Origin of the sequence: Rhodococcoides navarretei (assembly GCF_038069675.1) — a bacterium.
GTDB lineage: Bacteria > Actinomycetota > Actinomycetes > Mycobacteriales > Mycobacteriaceae > Rhodococcoides > Rhodococcoides navarretei.
On the sequence record NZ_JBBPCN010000001.1, the window covers coordinates 1,775,800 to 1,791,244 of the forward strand.

General features: G+C 65.7%; 13 protein-coding genes and 1 tRNA gene. 6 read left to right on the forward strand and 8 right to left on the reverse strand.

The features are described 5' to 3' along the window. Positions 1-18: 18 nt before the first annotated feature. From AABD04_RS08615 to AABD04_RS08650, 8 genes are all read right to left on the reverse strand, one after another. Positions 19-843, reverse strand: a complete 825-nt coding sequence (locus tag AABD04_RS08615; protein WP_341440898.1) for an Hsp70 family protein — start codon at positions 841-843, stop codon at positions 19-21. 102 nt (positions 844-945) lie between these two features. Further along, positions 946-1,479, reverse strand: coding sequence for a MarR family winged helix-turn-helix transcriptional regulator (locus AABD04_RS08620; RefSeq protein ID WP_341440899.1), 534 nt, complete (start codon positions 1,477-1,479; stop codon positions 946-948). A 35-nt stretch (positions 1,480-1,514) separates the two neighbouring features. Next, positions 1,515-2,858, reverse strand: a complete 1,344-nt coding sequence (locus tag AABD04_RS08625; RefSeq protein WP_341440900.1) for a DUF2254 domain-containing protein — start codon at positions 2,856-2,858, stop codon at positions 1,515-1,517. Between the two features lie 79 nt (positions 2,859-2,937). Continuing rightward, positions 2,938-3,525, reverse strand: coding sequence for a class I SAM-dependent methyltransferase (locus AABD04_RS08630; protein ID WP_341440901.1), 588 nt, complete (start codon positions 3,523-3,525; stop codon positions 2,938-2,940). A gap of 14 nt (positions 3,526-3,539) precedes the next feature. Next, entirely contained in the window at positions 3,540-4,418 is an 879-nt protein-coding gene (locus tag AABD04_RS08635; protein ID WP_341440902.1) for a hypothetical protein, read from the reverse strand. 60 nt (positions 4,419-4,478) lie between these two features. After that, positions 4,479-4,551: transfer RNA gene (locus tag AABD04_RS08640), tRNA-Arg, on the reverse strand. A gap of 69 nt (positions 4,552-4,620) precedes the next feature. Then, positions 4,621-5,304: a DUF305 domain-containing protein gene (locus tag AABD04_RS08645; protein ID WP_341440903.1), complete on the reverse strand. Its 684-nt coding sequence runs from the start codon at positions 5,302-5,304 to the stop codon at positions 4,621-4,623. A gap of 38 nt (positions 5,305-5,342) precedes the next feature. Continuing rightward, positions 5,343-6,224 (reverse strand): DUF3105 domain-containing protein, encoded by an 882-nt coding sequence (locus AABD04_RS08650; RefSeq protein WP_341440904.1) that lies wholly within the window; start codon positions 6,222-6,224, stop codon positions 5,343-5,345. Positions 6,225-6,455: 231 nt separating this feature from the next. Here AABD04_RS08650 and argS point away from each other — a divergent pair, with 231 nt between their 5' ends. The 6 genes from argS (at position 6,456) to rho (ending at position 15,311) form a co-directional block, all read left to right on the forward strand. Next, positions 6,456-8,108, forward strand: coding sequence for an arginine--tRNA ligase (gene argS, locus AABD04_RS08655; RefSeq protein WP_341440905.1), 1,653 nt, complete (start codon positions 6,456-6,458; stop codon positions 8,106-8,108). Next, a complete protein-coding gene (lysA, locus tag AABD04_RS08660) occupies positions 8,105-9,526 on the forward strand; it encodes a diaminopimelate decarboxylase (RefSeq protein WP_341440906.1) in 1,422 nt (473 codons plus the stop codon). The genes argS and lysA overlap by 4 nt, the downstream gene beginning before the upstream one ends. Continuing rightward, positions 9,523-10,824 (forward strand): homoserine dehydrogenase, encoded by a 1,302-nt coding sequence (locus AABD04_RS08665; RefSeq protein WP_243597121.1) that lies wholly within the window; start codon positions 9,523-9,525, stop codon positions 10,822-10,824. The genes lysA and AABD04_RS08665 overlap by 4 nt, the downstream gene beginning before the upstream one ends. Then, complete coding sequence (gene thrC, locus AABD04_RS08670) at positions 10,821-11,888, forward strand: threonine synthase (RefSeq protein WP_341440907.1); 1,068 nt, start codon at positions 10,821-10,823, stop codon at positions 11,886-11,888. The genes AABD04_RS08665 and thrC overlap by 4 nt, the downstream gene beginning before the upstream one ends. A 19-nt stretch (positions 11,889-11,907) precedes the next feature. Next, positions 11,908-12,840 (forward strand): homoserine kinase, encoded by a 933-nt coding sequence (gene thrB / locus AABD04_RS08675; protein WP_243597123.1) that lies wholly within the window; start codon positions 11,908-11,910, stop codon positions 12,838-12,840. A 308-nt stretch (positions 12,841-13,148) separates the two neighbouring features. Further along, a complete protein-coding gene (gene rho, locus AABD04_RS08680; RefSeq protein ID WP_341440908.1) occupies positions 13,149-15,311 on the forward strand; it encodes a transcription termination factor Rho in 2,163 nt (720 codons plus the stop codon). Positions 15,312-15,445: the final 134 nt, after the last annotated feature.

The window sequence follows — 15,445 nt, forward strand, 5'->3', positions numbered from 1 at the left end:
TCCGCTCCCGGGGTCGCCCTACCTGTCGGGGGACAGGAGGGCGGCACCGCGGGCCGAGACCAGTTCCGGCATCGGAGGCACCAGGGTCGTCAGGCCGGTCCGCAATTCGAGCGACCGCGCGATCGAGGTCATGTTCGCACCGCCGCCCACCACGACGATCGACTGCGGTCTGGCACCGGACAATTGGATGGTCTGCTCCACCAGCATGCCCGCGTACCGCACCGGTCCGGCGATGAGATCGTCCACGTCGCGTCGCGTCAACACATGTCGCGCAGTGCCGGATGGATCAGTGGTGCTGACGACGGAGTCGACGCTCAGCTGCTCCTTGATGGATCGGCTGGCATCGATTCCGATGCGTACACCGTGGGACGAGAGCAGCCTGCGAACCGAATGATCGAGGTCGTCGCCGCAGAACGTGGCAGTGCGCCGCGTCATGAGAGTGCGAGTGGACGCGAGATCGATGACGGTAACCGTGGTTCCGGTGCTGCCGATATCGCACAACACGGTGACGCCGTGATTGGGTACAAGCCCGATGAAACGCAGATAGCGCACTTGCGCAGCGGTTTCCGGAACGAGCGACGCCGTGCGGGCCGTACCGCGGGTGGCTACCGTGCCAGGATCGGTGGTCACTCGGTACGCGATGGCGGAGAACTGCACCGGCAGTGACATCGTCGCGGCGATGGAATGGATGGCGTCGACGCCGGTGGCGATCGTGGTGGACAACGACTGCCCCGGGGCACGGCGCACCGTCCGCGATACGATGGGTGTGCGGTGGGGGCTGTCCAGATACGTCAATATCGCGCGTGCACCGTGCGCACCCGCCCCGACCCCCAACACCAGCACCCCGCCCCGCCCTTCAGCAGATCGACTCCGCCTTGCTCGCAGAGCAATTGCACCACGAACGGTACGGGTGTGCCATTGTCTTGTGACGAGTCACCATCGAACTCAGAACGATGTGGTGATGTCATCACTGTCGAAATCGCCTGCATCCGAACGCAGTTCCGCCAGGATTCGGACGAGCGCCAGCAACTTGTCGCGTGCCAGCCCGGGGCGCGCGAACACCAGCGAGTTCAAGCGCTCGGTGGCCTCGACGGCCAACGTGCGTCCCTCGTCGGTGATTTCGACCAACGTGGTGCGTCGATCGCTCGGATGTGGGATGCGTCGAACGTATCCGACGGATTCGAGGCGGTCGACAGCATTGGTCACGCTCGTGGGATGCACCTGCAGACGCGCACTCGCCTTCGCCATCGGCAGAGCGCCGTTCTTGGTGAACGTCAACAAGGTGAGTAATTCGTAGCGCGAGAAGGTCAGTCCCGTCGGCTTCAACGCTTCCTCGACCCGGGCCAACATGATCTGCTGCGCGCGCATCAACGACGTGACTGCGGCCATACCGTCGGCGGCATCGGACCACCCGTGCTCGGTCCACTGGCGGTGTGCCTCTGCAATGGGATCGAGGGGAAGCGGAGACGGTGCTGGCATACCGACCATCCTCCCACGGTGTCCGGTTCGTGCGTCTACCGAATCTCCACGCGAGGTACGGCAAGTGGAACCCGATCGGTGATCGCCGCGCGGGCGCGCGAGATCTGCTCTCGGGCTTCGGCCGTACGCACAGAGTCCGTGTCGCCGGTTGCCAACGCACTGTCCAGAAGCGTCAGTTGGGTCAGTACGGCATCGACGTTCTCGGTTGTCCGGGCGGCACGGCCCACTCGCTCGGCGAGGCGAATGCCGGCCTGCACCACCATCGGGCTACCGGTGCCGTAGATCCGCACCGCGTCGAGGGCATGATCGATCAGCGGCGGAACGGCCACGCGGCGAACGATCACGCGCACGGTCCCGTCGGTGTCACAGCGTGCGCGGTGGGGCCTTGGGCGCTGGACGACCGCGACGAGCCCGACCGAGAGATCGTCGAGCGCGTTGCGTGCGGTGTACGGGTCGTTGACTCCGGTCGACAGCGCACGCACCGCCATTTCCGTCATCTGTTCGACGGCGAACGCAATATCGTGCCGAGGTGTTCGACTGGTGCCGATAGCGAACGAGCCTCGAATTCGATCGACCGCGTCCTCTGAGATGTCTGCGGAGCGGTCGGCGAGGATATCGGCGAGCGGCTCTCCCGCGACGACGTGCTCACCTGGTGCGCGATGAATTTCGACCAAGGTGCCGCTGTCGGTGGCGATCTCGAGCACCCCGCGTTCGTCGATGTCGATGATCACCCCGGACTCCTCGGCGAGGATCGTGGTGTAGACGGGCGGCTTGACGACACCCTCCGCCGAGGCGGCGTCGTCGGGTTGTTCGAGTGGGTACAGCTCGTCGACAGTTTCGGAGAGCTCGTCGCGAACCCGACCGGACAGCGTTGCCACCTGAATCGACTGGGCGATGTGATGAATGAAGTAGACGAGCACACCCACGTCGACCACCGCGAGCGCGACGGCAACGTTGACGGCTATGTCCGGCACGAAGACCGACCCGTCGGATTCGATCGAGCGAATCGACCGCAGCACCATCAGTGAGTACAGGAACGTGGCACCGAAAATGCCGAGCACCACCTGGTTGCCGCGATCCGCCATGAAGTTGCGCACCAGGCGGGGGCCGTACGAGGAGCTGGCCGTGGCGAGAACGGAGATGGTGATGGAGAACGACGTCGCGGCCACACCGAGCATGGACCCGCCGATGGCACCGAGGATGTCCCGGCTGCCGCTGGCACCCACGCGATAGAGCAGCGAACCCGTCAGTTCCATGCGGCTGTCCAGCAGATAGCGATCGAGACTCACCAAGGCCTGCGCGAGCACCAGTGCGACAACTCCGAGGACAGCGGGGATGAACCAGAACGATTCCCGTAGCTTCGCCATGTGTTCCTTCATGACGCACAGTCTTCCCTCGGGCGTCCGAATCAACCCTCGACACTCGAATTACGATGATCGCTGGGTTGTTTCCCTCGGTTCAGGCGAGCAGAGCCGGCTTGCGTGCCACGGTCACAGCCCAGTCCGCATCGGCGCGCCATGGCCGCAGATCCCACGTGGCGAATCGGTGCTCGAGGACGAAGCCGACCGCCGCCAGATCCTCGTCGAGCATGCCGACGGTGTACTCGCGATCGGTGGCGAACCCGGTGACGAACACACCGCCGTCGGTCAGGTGTGCCCAGATGCGTTGCAGCGCTGCACGTTCGGTACCGGGCTCCATGAAGACGAGGACGTTACCTGCCGCGACAGCCGCGTCGAACGTTCGTCCCAGATCGAACGTCGTCAGGTCGGCGACATGCACGTCGAGTTCCGGGCGCGCTCGGGCGGCTTCCACCAGAACCGGATCGAGATCCACCGCAGTCACTCGATGGCCGCGGCGGGCGAGTTCGGCACCGAGCCGGCCGGTGCCGCATCCGGCGTCGAGGATGCTCGACGCGGGGGAGACCACCGCGTCGAGCATGCGGGCCTCGCCGTGGAGATCGACGCCGCGTTCGGCCAGGCGGTCGAATCGCTCGATGTATCGCTTGGAATCGTCTGCGGAGTTCTCGGCTTGCCAGCGTGTGGTCACTCCGTGAGGGTAGGTCAGGACAGGGCGTCGAGGGCCGACCGGGCTTCCACGACCCGCGCGCGGGCGGCCTCGAGTGCCTCCGCTGTCGACTCCGCCTGTTCGACGCTGGTCTCGTTTGCTTCTCGCGCAGCCTGCGCTCTGGCTCTGGCAGCCGCCAGTTCGGCCTCGATCTGCTCCACTTCCGCTGCAGCGCTGCGTAGTTCGGACGCCGTTCTGTCGGTGTCGGCCCGAGCGTCGTCGGCTTCGGTTCGAGCGGTATCGAGGTCGGATTCGGCCGATTCGAGTTCTGCTAGCAGTCGGTTCCGTTCGGCTTCGGTGAATTTCTGCCCGTCGGCCTCGGTCTCCGGGGGCGCCGGGTCGGACTCGTCTTCGTCGTCGGGCGGGTCGGGAACAAGGGAGAGCAGTGCAGGCCCGAAGCCGCTGTAGGTTTCGGCCGTAACGGTGCGGCCCGCTCGTACGCGGTCGCGAATCTCGGGATCGGCCATCGCCGCGTTCAGGGTGTTGGAGATCTCGCGCGCAGCGTTGTCGCCGACGGTCGCCCCGAGGTCGCGTCCCAGCGAGACGGCTCGATCAGACAGGGCGCGTATCGAAGTGCTTCGAGCAGTGGACAATTCACGCAGTCGGGGGCCGTCGCCGCGCTGCTGGGCTCGTTCGAGCTGTTCACCGAGGTCGAGCAGTTCCGCCACGGCCGATTCGTCTCGCCGAGCGAGTGTGTTCACCAACCAGGCCACGACAGTGGGCTTGCGGAGGGCACCGATGCTGGCGGCACCGGACTTGTCTCCGGCCTTCTTGAACCGAGTGACGTATGCGGCGCGATGCGAGACGAAATCAGCGGGAGGGAGCGAATACAGATCGTCGACGACGGTCTCGAAAGGGGGGAGATTCTCGGACATCGAAGTCCACCGTCTCGTTCGAGCAGCCACCGTACGTCGATGACATGCGTGAAAGATGTGTGCCCCCGGCAGGATTCGAACCTGCGGCCTTTCGCTCCGGAGGCGAACGCTCTATCCCCTGAGCTACGGGGGCGCACCGGCTTCAGCCGATGTGCCTGTTGGGCTGTACGAAAGACTAGCGCATGCGTGACCGGAGTCGAAATCACCCCTCGGGCAGCGGCTGCGCACCCTTCTCGGCGAGCATCTGCTTCATCAGCGTCGACTCGCTGGTCTGAGTCGCAACCATGGACTCGGCCAGGTTGATCACCGCGGGCGACTGCGCGTGAGTCTGCGCGTACTCCATCATCGCCAGGCCGCCCTCGTGGTGGCGCAGCATGAGCTGCAGGAACATCACGTCGACATCCGTGCCCGTCGCCTGCCGAAGCGCGGCGAGCTCCGTCGAACTGGCCATGCCGGGCATTGCCCTGGTGGGATCCGATGATCCGGGGTCCATGGACATCCCGCCCATCGAGTGCCCGTGCGAGTCGTCCTCGGTCATCCAGGTCATGTAGCCGTCGGTCGATATCGGTGCGCGGTCCCACAGAGCCAACCAACCCTGCATCTGGCCCACCTGATTCTGCTGCGAGGTGAGCATGTCGAACGCCAGGCTCTTGACGGCCTGATCGGGAGCATTGGTCAATGCCACCGCCGCCATCTCGATGGCCTGGTTGTGGTGCACGGTCATGTCCTGTGCGAAACCGACATCGACCGAGTTCGCGGCAGGCGAGCTGTCATCGTCGCGGAACGGATTCCCCACCAGAAAGCCCAGCGCGAACCCGATCGCCAGGACGGCGATCAGGGCCAGCGCCACCAGCGCGGTGCGCTGACTCGGCTTCGTCGTGGACATGGTGTGTGCCGCATCCTCGGTCGGTGTCGGTGCGGTCATCAGCTGGCGGGGATCTGGAGATCGCTGGGCAGCTGCATCCCGCCCGCTCCACCGGTCTCGCTGGCGTCGGGAGTGATCCCGGCACCGTCCATCGGCACCGCGTCCGGGCCGGGCGCGGAGGCGTCGAACAGCGGCGGGTTGTCCGGATCGAAGGCATTGTCACCCGTGCCCGGTACCGATGCGCAGCTGGCACCGACCTCCGGGTAGGCGAAGCGGTTGAGGCGCAGTGCCGAGATGAACTGGCTGATGCGCTCGTCGTCCACGCTGTCGAGCTTGAGCTGGTGGCCCCAGGATTGCAGCGAGACCGGGGAGTCGAGGCCCGGGTACGGCGACATCATCATCTGCGTTTCACCGTCGACGCGATCGGCCAGTGACTGGACCTGGTCCGCGTTCAGATCGTCGGGGTTGTACGTGACCCAGACGGCACCGTGCTCGAGGGAGTGCACGGCGTTCTCGGTGCGAATGGCCTCGGGGTAGACGATTCCCGTGCAGGTGGCCCACACGGCATCGTGCGGTCCACCGAACGGCGGCGTCTGGTCGTAGGCGACCCGTTGCGTGCGCCCGACGTGCAGCGCCGCGGGGTATTCCTGCACGGTCACGCCCTCGATGCCGGTCGACGGATCCTGATTGGCCTCGCTGGGCGCGAACTTCTGCGCCTCGGCTCGATCCTGGTACTTCGGATACAGATTGATGCCGAGGCCTGCGACGAGACCGACGACCACTACGACACCGGCAACCGTCAGCCAGGGAATCTGCCTGCCCGTGGCGGTGGGCACGCCACCCTTCTTCTTGCGAGCTGACTTCTTGTTGGCTGCGTTGATGGCTTTGTCCGCCTTCGCAGCCGACTTGTTCTGACTGCCTTTGTCGGGACCCGTTGGCATCGCTGTAGTTGCTCTCTCAGTCGAGGAAAGGTGGTGGTCGTTGGCGCTGGTGAAGCGTATCTGCTGGTGACGGCGTTGATCGAGGGCCGTCGGTGCAGAGCGCCCTCACTGTACGTTCTCAGTCTGAGAGCGCGCTCAGAGCCCGCGTGGACCGCATCGACCGAGGGGGCTCGCGGGCAGACGGGCAGTGGATGCGAGTTCGCCGCGCACCAGCCAATAGGATAGCTACCTGTGACTCCCGCCGATCTTGCCGAACTGCTGCACGCGACCGCCGCCAAGGTGCTTGCCGACCGCGGCCTGGACGCATCCGTTCTCCCTGCGAAGCTGACCGTCGAGCGTCCCCGCAATCCCGAGCACGGTGATTACGCAACCAACGTGGCCCTGCAGGTCGCGAAGAAGGCCGGAGCCAATCCCCGGGACTTCGCCGGCTGGCTCGCCGAGGCGCTCGCAGCCGATGCCGCGATCGCCGACGCCGACGTCGCGGGCCCCGGATTCCTCAACATCAGGCTGGCCGCTGCAGCGCAGGGCGAGATCGTTGCCCGCGTCCTCGCCGCAGGATCGGCATTCGGCAACGGATCCTCGATGGCAGGCAAGAAGGTCAACCTCGAGTTCGTCTCGGCCAACCCCACGGGTCCGGTGCACCTCGGTGGAACCCGATGGGCAGCCGTCGGCGATGCACTCGGTCGCATCCTGACCGCCCACGGGGCAGAGGTCACCCGCGAGTACTTCTTCAACGATCACGGCGCTCAGATCGCGCGCTTCACTCACTCGCTCATCGCCGCCGCGAAGGGTGAGCCTGCACCTGACAACGGCTACGCGGGCGAATACATCGCGGAAATCGCAGCGCACGTGCTTGCCGAGCGACCCGACGCGCTCGCGCTGGACACCGAGGCACAGGAAGAGGCGTTCCGGTCCATCGGCACCGAGCTGATGTTCGATCGGATCAAATCGAACCTGCACGAGTTCGGCGTCGACTTCGACGTCTACTTCCACGAGAACTCGCTGTTCGAGTCCGGAGCCGTCGACAAGTCGGTCGAGTACCTCAAGACCTCGGGGAGCCTCTACGAGGACGACGGGGCCTGGTGGCTGCGGTCCACCGATTTCGGTGACGACAAGGATCGCGTCGTCATCAAGAGCGACGGCAACGCCGCCTACATCGCGGGCGACATCGCCTACTTCCAGAACAAGCGCCAGCGCGGCTTCGACCTGTGTATCTACATGCTGGGGGCCGACCACCACGGATACATCGGGCGGCTCAAGGCGGCCGCGGCTGCGTTCGGTGACGACCCCGAGACCGTCGAGGTGCTCATCGGACAGATGGTCAACCTGGTCCGCGACGGCGTTGCCGTGAAGATGAGCAAGCGCGCCGGAACCGTCATCACCCTCGACGACCTGGTCGACGCCATCGGCGTCGACGCCTCCCGCTACGTCATGATCCGCTCGTCCGTCGACTCCAGCATCGACATCGACCTGGCCCTGTGGGCGAGCGCGAGCAACGAGAACCCGGTGTACTACGTCCAGTACGCCCACGCCCGCCTTGCCTCGCTCGCGCGCAACGCCGCCGAGCTGGGCATCAGTGCGGAGCAGCCGGATCTGAGCCTGCTCACCCACGAGCAGGAAGGCGAGCTGATCAGGACGATCGGCGAGTACCCACGAGTGGTGGCCAGTGCCGCCGAACTTCGCGAACCACACCGGATCGCCCGCTACCTCGAAGAGCTGGCGGGGGCCTACCACCGTTTCTACGGTGCGTGTCGAGTACTTCCACAAGGAGACGAGGAGCCCGGACCTGTGAACACCGCACGACTGGCGTTGGGGAACGCGACCCGGCAGGTCCTGGCCAACGGCCTCGAACTGCTCGGGGTCAGCGCACCGGAGCGCATGTGAGCGCACATCCGGCAGGACCCAAGCATGCCGATGCCCCCGCGAAAGAGTCGATGTCCCATCGCCCAGCCGACGCGTCGGAGATGACGACGCTGCCCGAGCAGGTGTGGCCCCGCAACGCCGAGCGCGACGAGGACGGCACCGTCCGTCTCGCCGGAGTGTCGGTCACCGATCTCGCGGAGCAGTACGGCACACCGTTGTTCGTCATCGACGAGGACGACTTCCGTTCGCGCTGCCGTGAAATGGCCGCCGCCTTCGGGGCGCCCGAACGAGTTCACTACGCCTCCAAGGCTTTCCTGTGTGGAGAGATCGCGCGGTGGGTGGCCGACGAAGGGCTCTCCCTCGACATCTGCTCCGGAGGCGAGTTGGCCATCGCGTTGGCCGCCGGATTCCCGGCTGACCGAATTGCCATGCACGGCAACAACAAATCGGTCGCCGAGCTCGAGGCGGGCGTGCGCGCGGGCGTCGAGCATGTGGTGCTCGACTCCAACATCGAGATCGACCGTCTCGACGGCGTTGCCGGCGCGGCCGGTGTGGTGCAGGACGTTCTGATTCGGATCACCGTCGGCGTCGAAGCCCATACGCACGAGTTCATCGCCACCGCACACGAGGATCAGAAGTTCGGCTTCTCGCTCGCCGACGGCTCGGCCCTCGAGGCGGTGCGGCGCGTGTTCGCTGCCGACAACCTTCGCCTCGTGGGACTGCACAGTCACATCGGTTCGCAGATATTCGAGGTCGACGGCTTCGAGCTGGCTGCGCACAAGGTCATCGGATTGCTGCGAGACATCGTCTCGGAGTTCGGCGTCGACAAGACCGCACAGATCTCGACGCTGGATCTCGGTGGCGGCATGGGTATCTCGTACGTGCCGAGCGACGATCCGCCCCCGGTGGAGCAGCTCGCGGCGAAGCTGACGGCCATCGTGAAGACGGAGTCCGCCGCAGTAGGACTGCCGGTGCCGACGATCGCCGTCGAGCCCGGCCGCGCCATCGCCGGACCGGGCACCGTGACGCTCTACGAGGTCGGCACGATCAAGGATGTCACCGTCGACAAGTCGACGCGCAGGCGCTACATCAGCGTCGACGGCGGAATGAGCGACAACATTCGCACCTCTCTGTACCAGGCCGAATACGACTGCCGACTGGTCTCGCGGTCGAGCGATGCCGAGGCCGTCGTGGCTCGGGTGGTCGGAAAGCATTGCGAGAGTGGCGACATCGTCATCAAGAACACATGGATGCCGGCAGACGTCGGTCCGGGTGACCTGCTCGCCGTAGCGGCCACCGGGGCCTACTGCTACTCCATGTCCAGTCGCTACAACCTGCTCACGCGGCCCGCTGTGGTTGCGGTCAAGGACGGGCATTCGCGCCTGATCCTGCGGCGGGAAACCATCGAAGATCTGCTCAGCTTGGAGGTTCAGCCATGACATCGAAGCCGATAGGCGTCGCCGTACTCGGACTCGGAAACGTCGGTAGCGAGGTCGTCCGTATCCTCACCGAGAACGCCGAGGACTTCGAGGCGAGAATCGGTGCGCCGCTGGCGATTCGAGGAATCGCTGTGCGTCGAATCGACGGCGATCGTGGAGTGCCGGCCGAGTTGCTCACCGACGATCCGGCCGAACTGGTCGGCCGCGACGACGTCGACATCGTCGTCGAGGTGCTCGGTGGGATCGACATCCCCCGCAAGCTGGTGCTGTCGGCCCTCGAGAAGGGCAAGTCCGTCATCACGGCGAACAAGGCTCTGCTGGCCGAGTACACCGGAGAGCTCGCCGACGCGGCCGAGAAGTCCCGCGCGGACCTCTACTTCGAGGCCGCGGTGGCCGGAGCGATTCCGGTTGTTCGCCCGCTGATGCAGTCCCTCGCGGGTGACCGCGTGAACAAGGTCGCGGGCATCGTCAACGGCACCACCAACTTCATCCTCTCGGCCATGGACGAGACCGGAGCCGATTACGCCGAAACTCTCGCCGAGGCAGGGCGTCTGGGCTACGCCGAGGCCGACCCGACCGCCGACGTCGAGGGCTACGACGCTGCATCGAAGGCTGCCATCCTGGCGTCCATCGCATTCCATACTCGGGTCACGGCCGGCGACGTCTACCGCGAGGGCATCAGCAAGATCACCTCGGACGATCTCGAAACCGCGAAATCCCTTGACTGCACCATCAAGCTGCTGGCCATCTGCGAGCGGATCGTCACGCCCAAGGGCAAGGAGCGGATCTCCGCTCGGGTCTACCCCGCGCTCGTTCCGCTGAACCACCCGTTGGCGTCGGTGAACGGTGCGTTCAACGCCGTGGTCGTCGAAGCAGAGGCCGCCGGACGCCTGATGTTCTACGGCCAGGGTGCAGGCGGTGCTCCGACGGCGTCTGCGGTGCTCGGGGATCTCGTGATGGCCGCACGCAACAAGTTCTACGGCGGACGGGGCCCGCTCGAATCGAAGTACGCCAAGCTCAAGGTGGCCCCCATGGGTGACATCCTCACTCGCTACTACGTCAGCATGCAGGTCGCGGACAAGCCCGGCGTTCTCGCCACGGTGGCGGCCGAGTTCTCCAAGCGCGACGTCAGCATCTCCACGGTGCGTCAGCAGGGCTCGGGTGACGGAGCCAGGCTCGTCGTCGTCACGCACCTCGCGGCCGATTCCGCACTGTCCGACACCGTCGCATCCCTCGAGCAGCTCGACGTCGTCGTGCACGTCGCCAGCGTTCTCCGATTGGAAGGCACCACCGTATGAGCGTCCACACCCCCTGGCCCGGCCTGATCGAGGCGTACCGATCGCGTCTGGCGATCGGCCCGGATTGGAAGACCGTCACGCTGCGCGAGGGCGGCACCCCGTTGCTGCCGGCCGGTCACCTGTCCGAACTGACCGGGTGCACAGTGCATCTGAAGGTGGAGGGTCTCAACCCCACCGGCTCCTTCAAGGACCGCGGGATGACCATGGCCGTCACCGACGCGCTCGCCCGAGGCCAGGAAGCCGTTCTCTGTGCCTCGACCGGCAACACCTCGGCCTCCGCAGCCGCCTATGCGGCCAAAGCCGGAATGAGCTGTGCGGTACTTGTTCCGCAGGGCAAGATCGCCATGGGCAAGCTGGCCCAGGCAGTCATGCACGGAGCCAAGATCATTCAGGTGCAGGGCAACTTCGACGACTGCCTCGAACTGGCTCGCAAGACCACGGCCGAGTTTCCGACCATCGGTCTGGTCAACTCCGTCAACCCCGTCCGCATCGAGGGCCAGAAGACCGCGGCCTTCGAGATCTGCGACGCCCTCGGCAACGCACCGGACATCCATGCACTGCCGGTCGGAAACGCAGGCAACATCACCGCGTACTGGCGCGGCTACTCGGAGTACTTCCGTGACGGTCTCACCACGCGCACGCCACGGATGCTCGGAGTCCAGGCCGCAGGTGCCGCTCCTCTGGTTCACGGTGCACCGGTGAAGGATCCGGAAACGATCGCCACCGCAATCCGGATCGGTTCGCCCGCATCCTGGAACGGTGCCGTCAACGCCAAGGAAGAATCCAACGGTGCATTCCGCGCGGCGACCGACGAGGAGATTCTCGAGGCGTACCGATTGATCGCGAAGACCGAGGGCGTGTTCGTCGAGCCCGCCTCCGCGGCCAGCGTCGCCGGGCTCCTCGCAGCCCGAAAGGAAGGGTGGCTCGAGCCAGGGCTGACCGTCGTGTGCACCGTGACCGGGAACGGACTCAAGGATCCCGATACAGCACTCTCGGGAATGCCTGTCGTAGAACCGATTTCGGTCGATCCCGTCGCTGTCGCGGCTGCGCTCGAGCTGGCCTGAGTTGACGGAATCCCCGGCAATGACGACGACACTCCCCATCGGGCTCACCGTGACCGCGCGCGTCCCGGCGTCCAGTGCCAATATCGGACCCGGATTCGACAGTCTCGGAATAGCTTTGGGGCTGTACGACGAGATCGAGGTCACGACCACCGCGTCGGGACTGCGGATTCACGTCGACGGTGAGGGTTCGGCGGACGTGCCGTGGGGTCCGACGCATCTGGTGGTGCGCGCCATCGAGCGAGGGCTCGAAGCTGCCGGAGTGTGGGCCGATGGCCTGGATATCCACTGCCGCAACGTGATTCCACACTCGCGCGGGCTCGGTTCCTCGGCCTCGGCTGTGGTCGGTGGGCTCGCTGCCGCGAACGCGCTCGCCGCGAAGGTGGATCCGGCGCTCGCGCTCTCGGAGAGTCAGCTCGTCCAACTGTCGTCGGAGTTCGAGGGTCATCCGGACAACGCGTCGGCGAGTTGCCTCGGTGGTGCCGTGGTGTCGTGGAGCGAACCGCCCAATGCCAGTGTGACGGCGCGGAAGTACGCAGCCGTTCGGCTCGAGGTGCATCCGAGTATCAAGGTTGTCGTGCTCGTACCGTCCGAGCGCTCGTCGACCTCGCATACCCGGGGTCTGTTGCCCGAGTTGGTGCCCCACCGTGACGCGGCCTTCAACGTGAGCCGCAGTGCACTCGCGGTGGTGGCGCTCACCGAACGGCCGGATCTGTTGATGTCCGCGACGGAGGACCTGCTGCATCAGGGTCAGCGCGCTCAGGCGTTACCGGACACCACACGGTGGATCGCCGCACTCCGCGCGCGGTCCATCGCTGCGGTCGTCTCGGGCGCTGGGCCGACGGTCATGGCGCTGTGCACCGAGGAGTTTCCGGCCGATCTGCGCGACGCCGCGTCGGCCGAGGGGTGGCGGGTACTCGACCTGGAGGTGGCCGACGGAGTGACCATCACCTGACAAACGCCGAGTAGGGTTCTTGCCGAGTGGGGACAACGGCGCTATGGTGAACCCTGTCCGTACATCGTGCGCTTCAGACGCCGGTTTCGTCAGGGCAATCAGGTCGCTGTATTCGGGGGATTCAAACGTCCGAGTGATGTGACGCTCCTGACTCGATCCTCCCCGTGGTTCTCCGCGGTCACGGATCGATGGTGTCGTCGACGGAGTGCGTCGAACATGAACGGCAATATCCGAGTTCGGCAGAACGTCGAACTGCGGAACGAACCCTCGGCTGCGCATCGAGCGAGCGAGGGAAGGAAAGGACCTCCGTGACCGATACGGAACTTATCTCTGCGCCCGAAACGTCACGACGACGTGCGGGCCTGTCCGGAATGGTTCTCACCGAGCTACGCAGCCTCGCTGGTGAACTCGGTATCAAGAGCGTTTCCGGTATGCGCAAGGGCGACCTGATCGCGGCTATCACCGAGCGCCAATCGGGCACCACGCCGGCCAAATCCGCTGCGCCGAAGTCCGACGCAGCCAAGTCCGACGCACCGAAGTCTCGACGCGCTGCTGCGTCGACACCGGTTGCCGACGCACGACCCGCAACCGAAGCTGCTCCCGAGCCTTCGGCTGCGGATGCGCCGGTTGCCGAGACGTCGGACGCAGCACCCGAAGCAGGCCGTCGCACCCGGGGCCGCCGTGCTGCGGGTCGCCGCGCAGGTGCGCCCGACCGGTTGCCATTGGACGGCAGCGCGGACACGGCCGCATCGGCCCCCGCGACCGCGGATTCGACCGTTGCAGCGGAGACCACCGATAAACCGGACGAGTCCGGCGACAACGCCGCGACGGAGCGGCCACGCCGCAGCCGCGGTGAGCGAAACCGTCAGGACGGTGCCGAGCGCGAACCGCGTGACACCGACAACGGCAACCGCAACCAGAACGACCGCAACCAGGGTGACCGCAACCAGGGTGACCGCAACCAGGGTGACCGCAGCCAGGGTGACCGCAGCCAGGGTGACCGGGACGGCGGCAATCGCGACAACGCGGGCCGCAACCAGGGCGATCGGGACAACTCGAACCGCGACTCCAACCGTGAGAACGGCAACCGCAACCAGAACGACCGTGGCGGGCGCAATCGCAATCAAGGCGACGGTCGCAACGACAACCGCAACGAGGGTCGCAACAACGGTCCCCGTGACAGCCGCGACAACGACCAGGACGACGACGGTGAAGGCCGCGGACGTCGGGGTCGTCGGTTCCGTGAGCGGCGTCGTGGACGCGATCGTGGCGAGGGCAACGACGGTGGCGGCGGACGCGAGCGCGACACCGAGATCCGCGAGGACGATGTTCTTCAGCCGGTAGCCGGCATTCTCGACGTTCTCGACAACTACGCGTTCGTCCGTACCTCGGGCTACCTTGCCGGACCGAACGACGTCTACGTGTCAATGAACCTCGTTCGCAAGAACGGTCTTCGTCGCGGCGATGCTGTGACCGGAGCAGTTCGAGTGGCACGCGAAGGTGAGCAGTCGAGCCAGCGGCAGAAGTTCAACCCGCTCGTGCGATTGGACACCGTCAACGGGGGAGAGGTCGAGGCCGCCCGCAAGCGTCCGGAATTCGGCAAGCTCACCCCGCTGTACCCCAATCAGCGGCTGCGTCTCGAGACCCAGCAGAACATCCTCACCACGCGCATCATCGACTTGGTGATGCCGATCGGCAAGGGCCAGCGTGCACTCATCGTCAGCCCGCCGAAGGCAGGTAAGACAAGCGTTCTGCAGGCTATTGCCAACGCGATCGCCATCAACAACCCCGAGTGCTATCTGATGGTCATCCTCGTCGACGAGCGTCCCGAGGAAGTCACCGACATGCAGCGCTCCGTCAAGGGTGAGGTCATCGCCTCGACGTTCGACCGGCCGCCGGGCGACCACACCGCGGTAGCCGAGTTGGCGATCGAACGTGCCAAGCGCCTGGTCGAAGCCGGCCAGGACGTCGTTGTTCTGCTCGACTCGATCACCCGTCTGGGACGTGCGTACAACAACAGCTCCCCGGCTTCGGGCCGAATCCTGTCCGGTGGTGTCGACTCGACCGCGCTGTACCCGCCGAAGCGATTCCTCGGTGCGGCTCGAAACATCGAGCACGGCGGATCGTTGACGATCATCGCCACGGCCATGGTCGAAACCGGATCCACCGGCGACACCGTGATCTTCGAGGAGTTCAAGGGCACCGGTAACGCCGAGCTCAAGCTCGATCGCAAGATCGCCGAGCGCCGCGTGTTCCCGGCCGTCGATATCAACCCGTCCAGCACCCGCCACGACGAGCTGCTTCTTGCTCCCGACGAGGCGGCAGTGGTGCACAAGTTGCGGCGCGTGTTGTCCGGACTCGACTCGCATCAAGCCATCGACCTGCTGGTCGATCGCCTGAAGAAGAGCAAGAACAACCTGGAATTCCTGATGGAGGTCTCGAAGACCGCGCCGGGCGGCAACAACGACTGATCGGGTGTTTCCCGGATCTTTCGCCCGGGGAACAAGTCGGCAGGTGCGTGCGTTGTAAGCATCTGTCGGCACAGAAGTACCGACGATTAGCAGGGCGGATGCACGCTCTGGCATAATCAACGGCCGAGTCCGGT

Bases quoted from the DNA above. Each gene is read 5' to 3' on its own strand.
- AABD04_RS08620 (WP_341440899.1), bottom strand. From the start codon at position 1,479: ATGCCAGCACCGTCTCCGCTTCCCCTCGATCCCATTGCAGAGGCACAC.
- AABD04_RS08625 (WP_341440900.1), bottom strand. From the start codon at position 2,858: ATGAAGGAACACATGGCGAAGCTACGGGAATCGTTCTGGTTCATCCCC.
- AABD04_RS08635 (WP_341440902.1), bottom strand. From the start codon at position 4,418: ATGTCCGAGAATCTCCCCCCTTTCGAGACCGTCGTCGACGATCTGTAT.
- AABD04_RS08645 (WP_341440903.1), bottom strand. From the start codon at position 5,304: ATGTCCACGACGAAGCCGAGTCAGCGCACCGCGCTGGTGGCGCTGGCC.
- AABD04_RS08650 (WP_341440904.1), bottom strand. From the start codon at position 6,224: ATGCCAACGGGTCCCGACAAAGGCAGTCAGAACAAGTCGGCTGCGAAG.
- AABD04_RS08665 (WP_243597121.1), top strand. From the start codon at position 9,523: ATGACATCGAAGCCGATAGGCGTCGCCGTACTCGGACTCGGAAACGTC.
- thrC (WP_341440907.1), top strand. From the start codon at position 10,821: ATGAGCGTCCACACCCCCTGGCCCGGCCTGATCGAGGCGTACCGATCG.
- thrB (WP_243597123.1), top strand. From the start codon at position 11,908: ATGACGACGACACTCCCCATCGGGCTCACCGTGACCGCGCGCGTCCCG.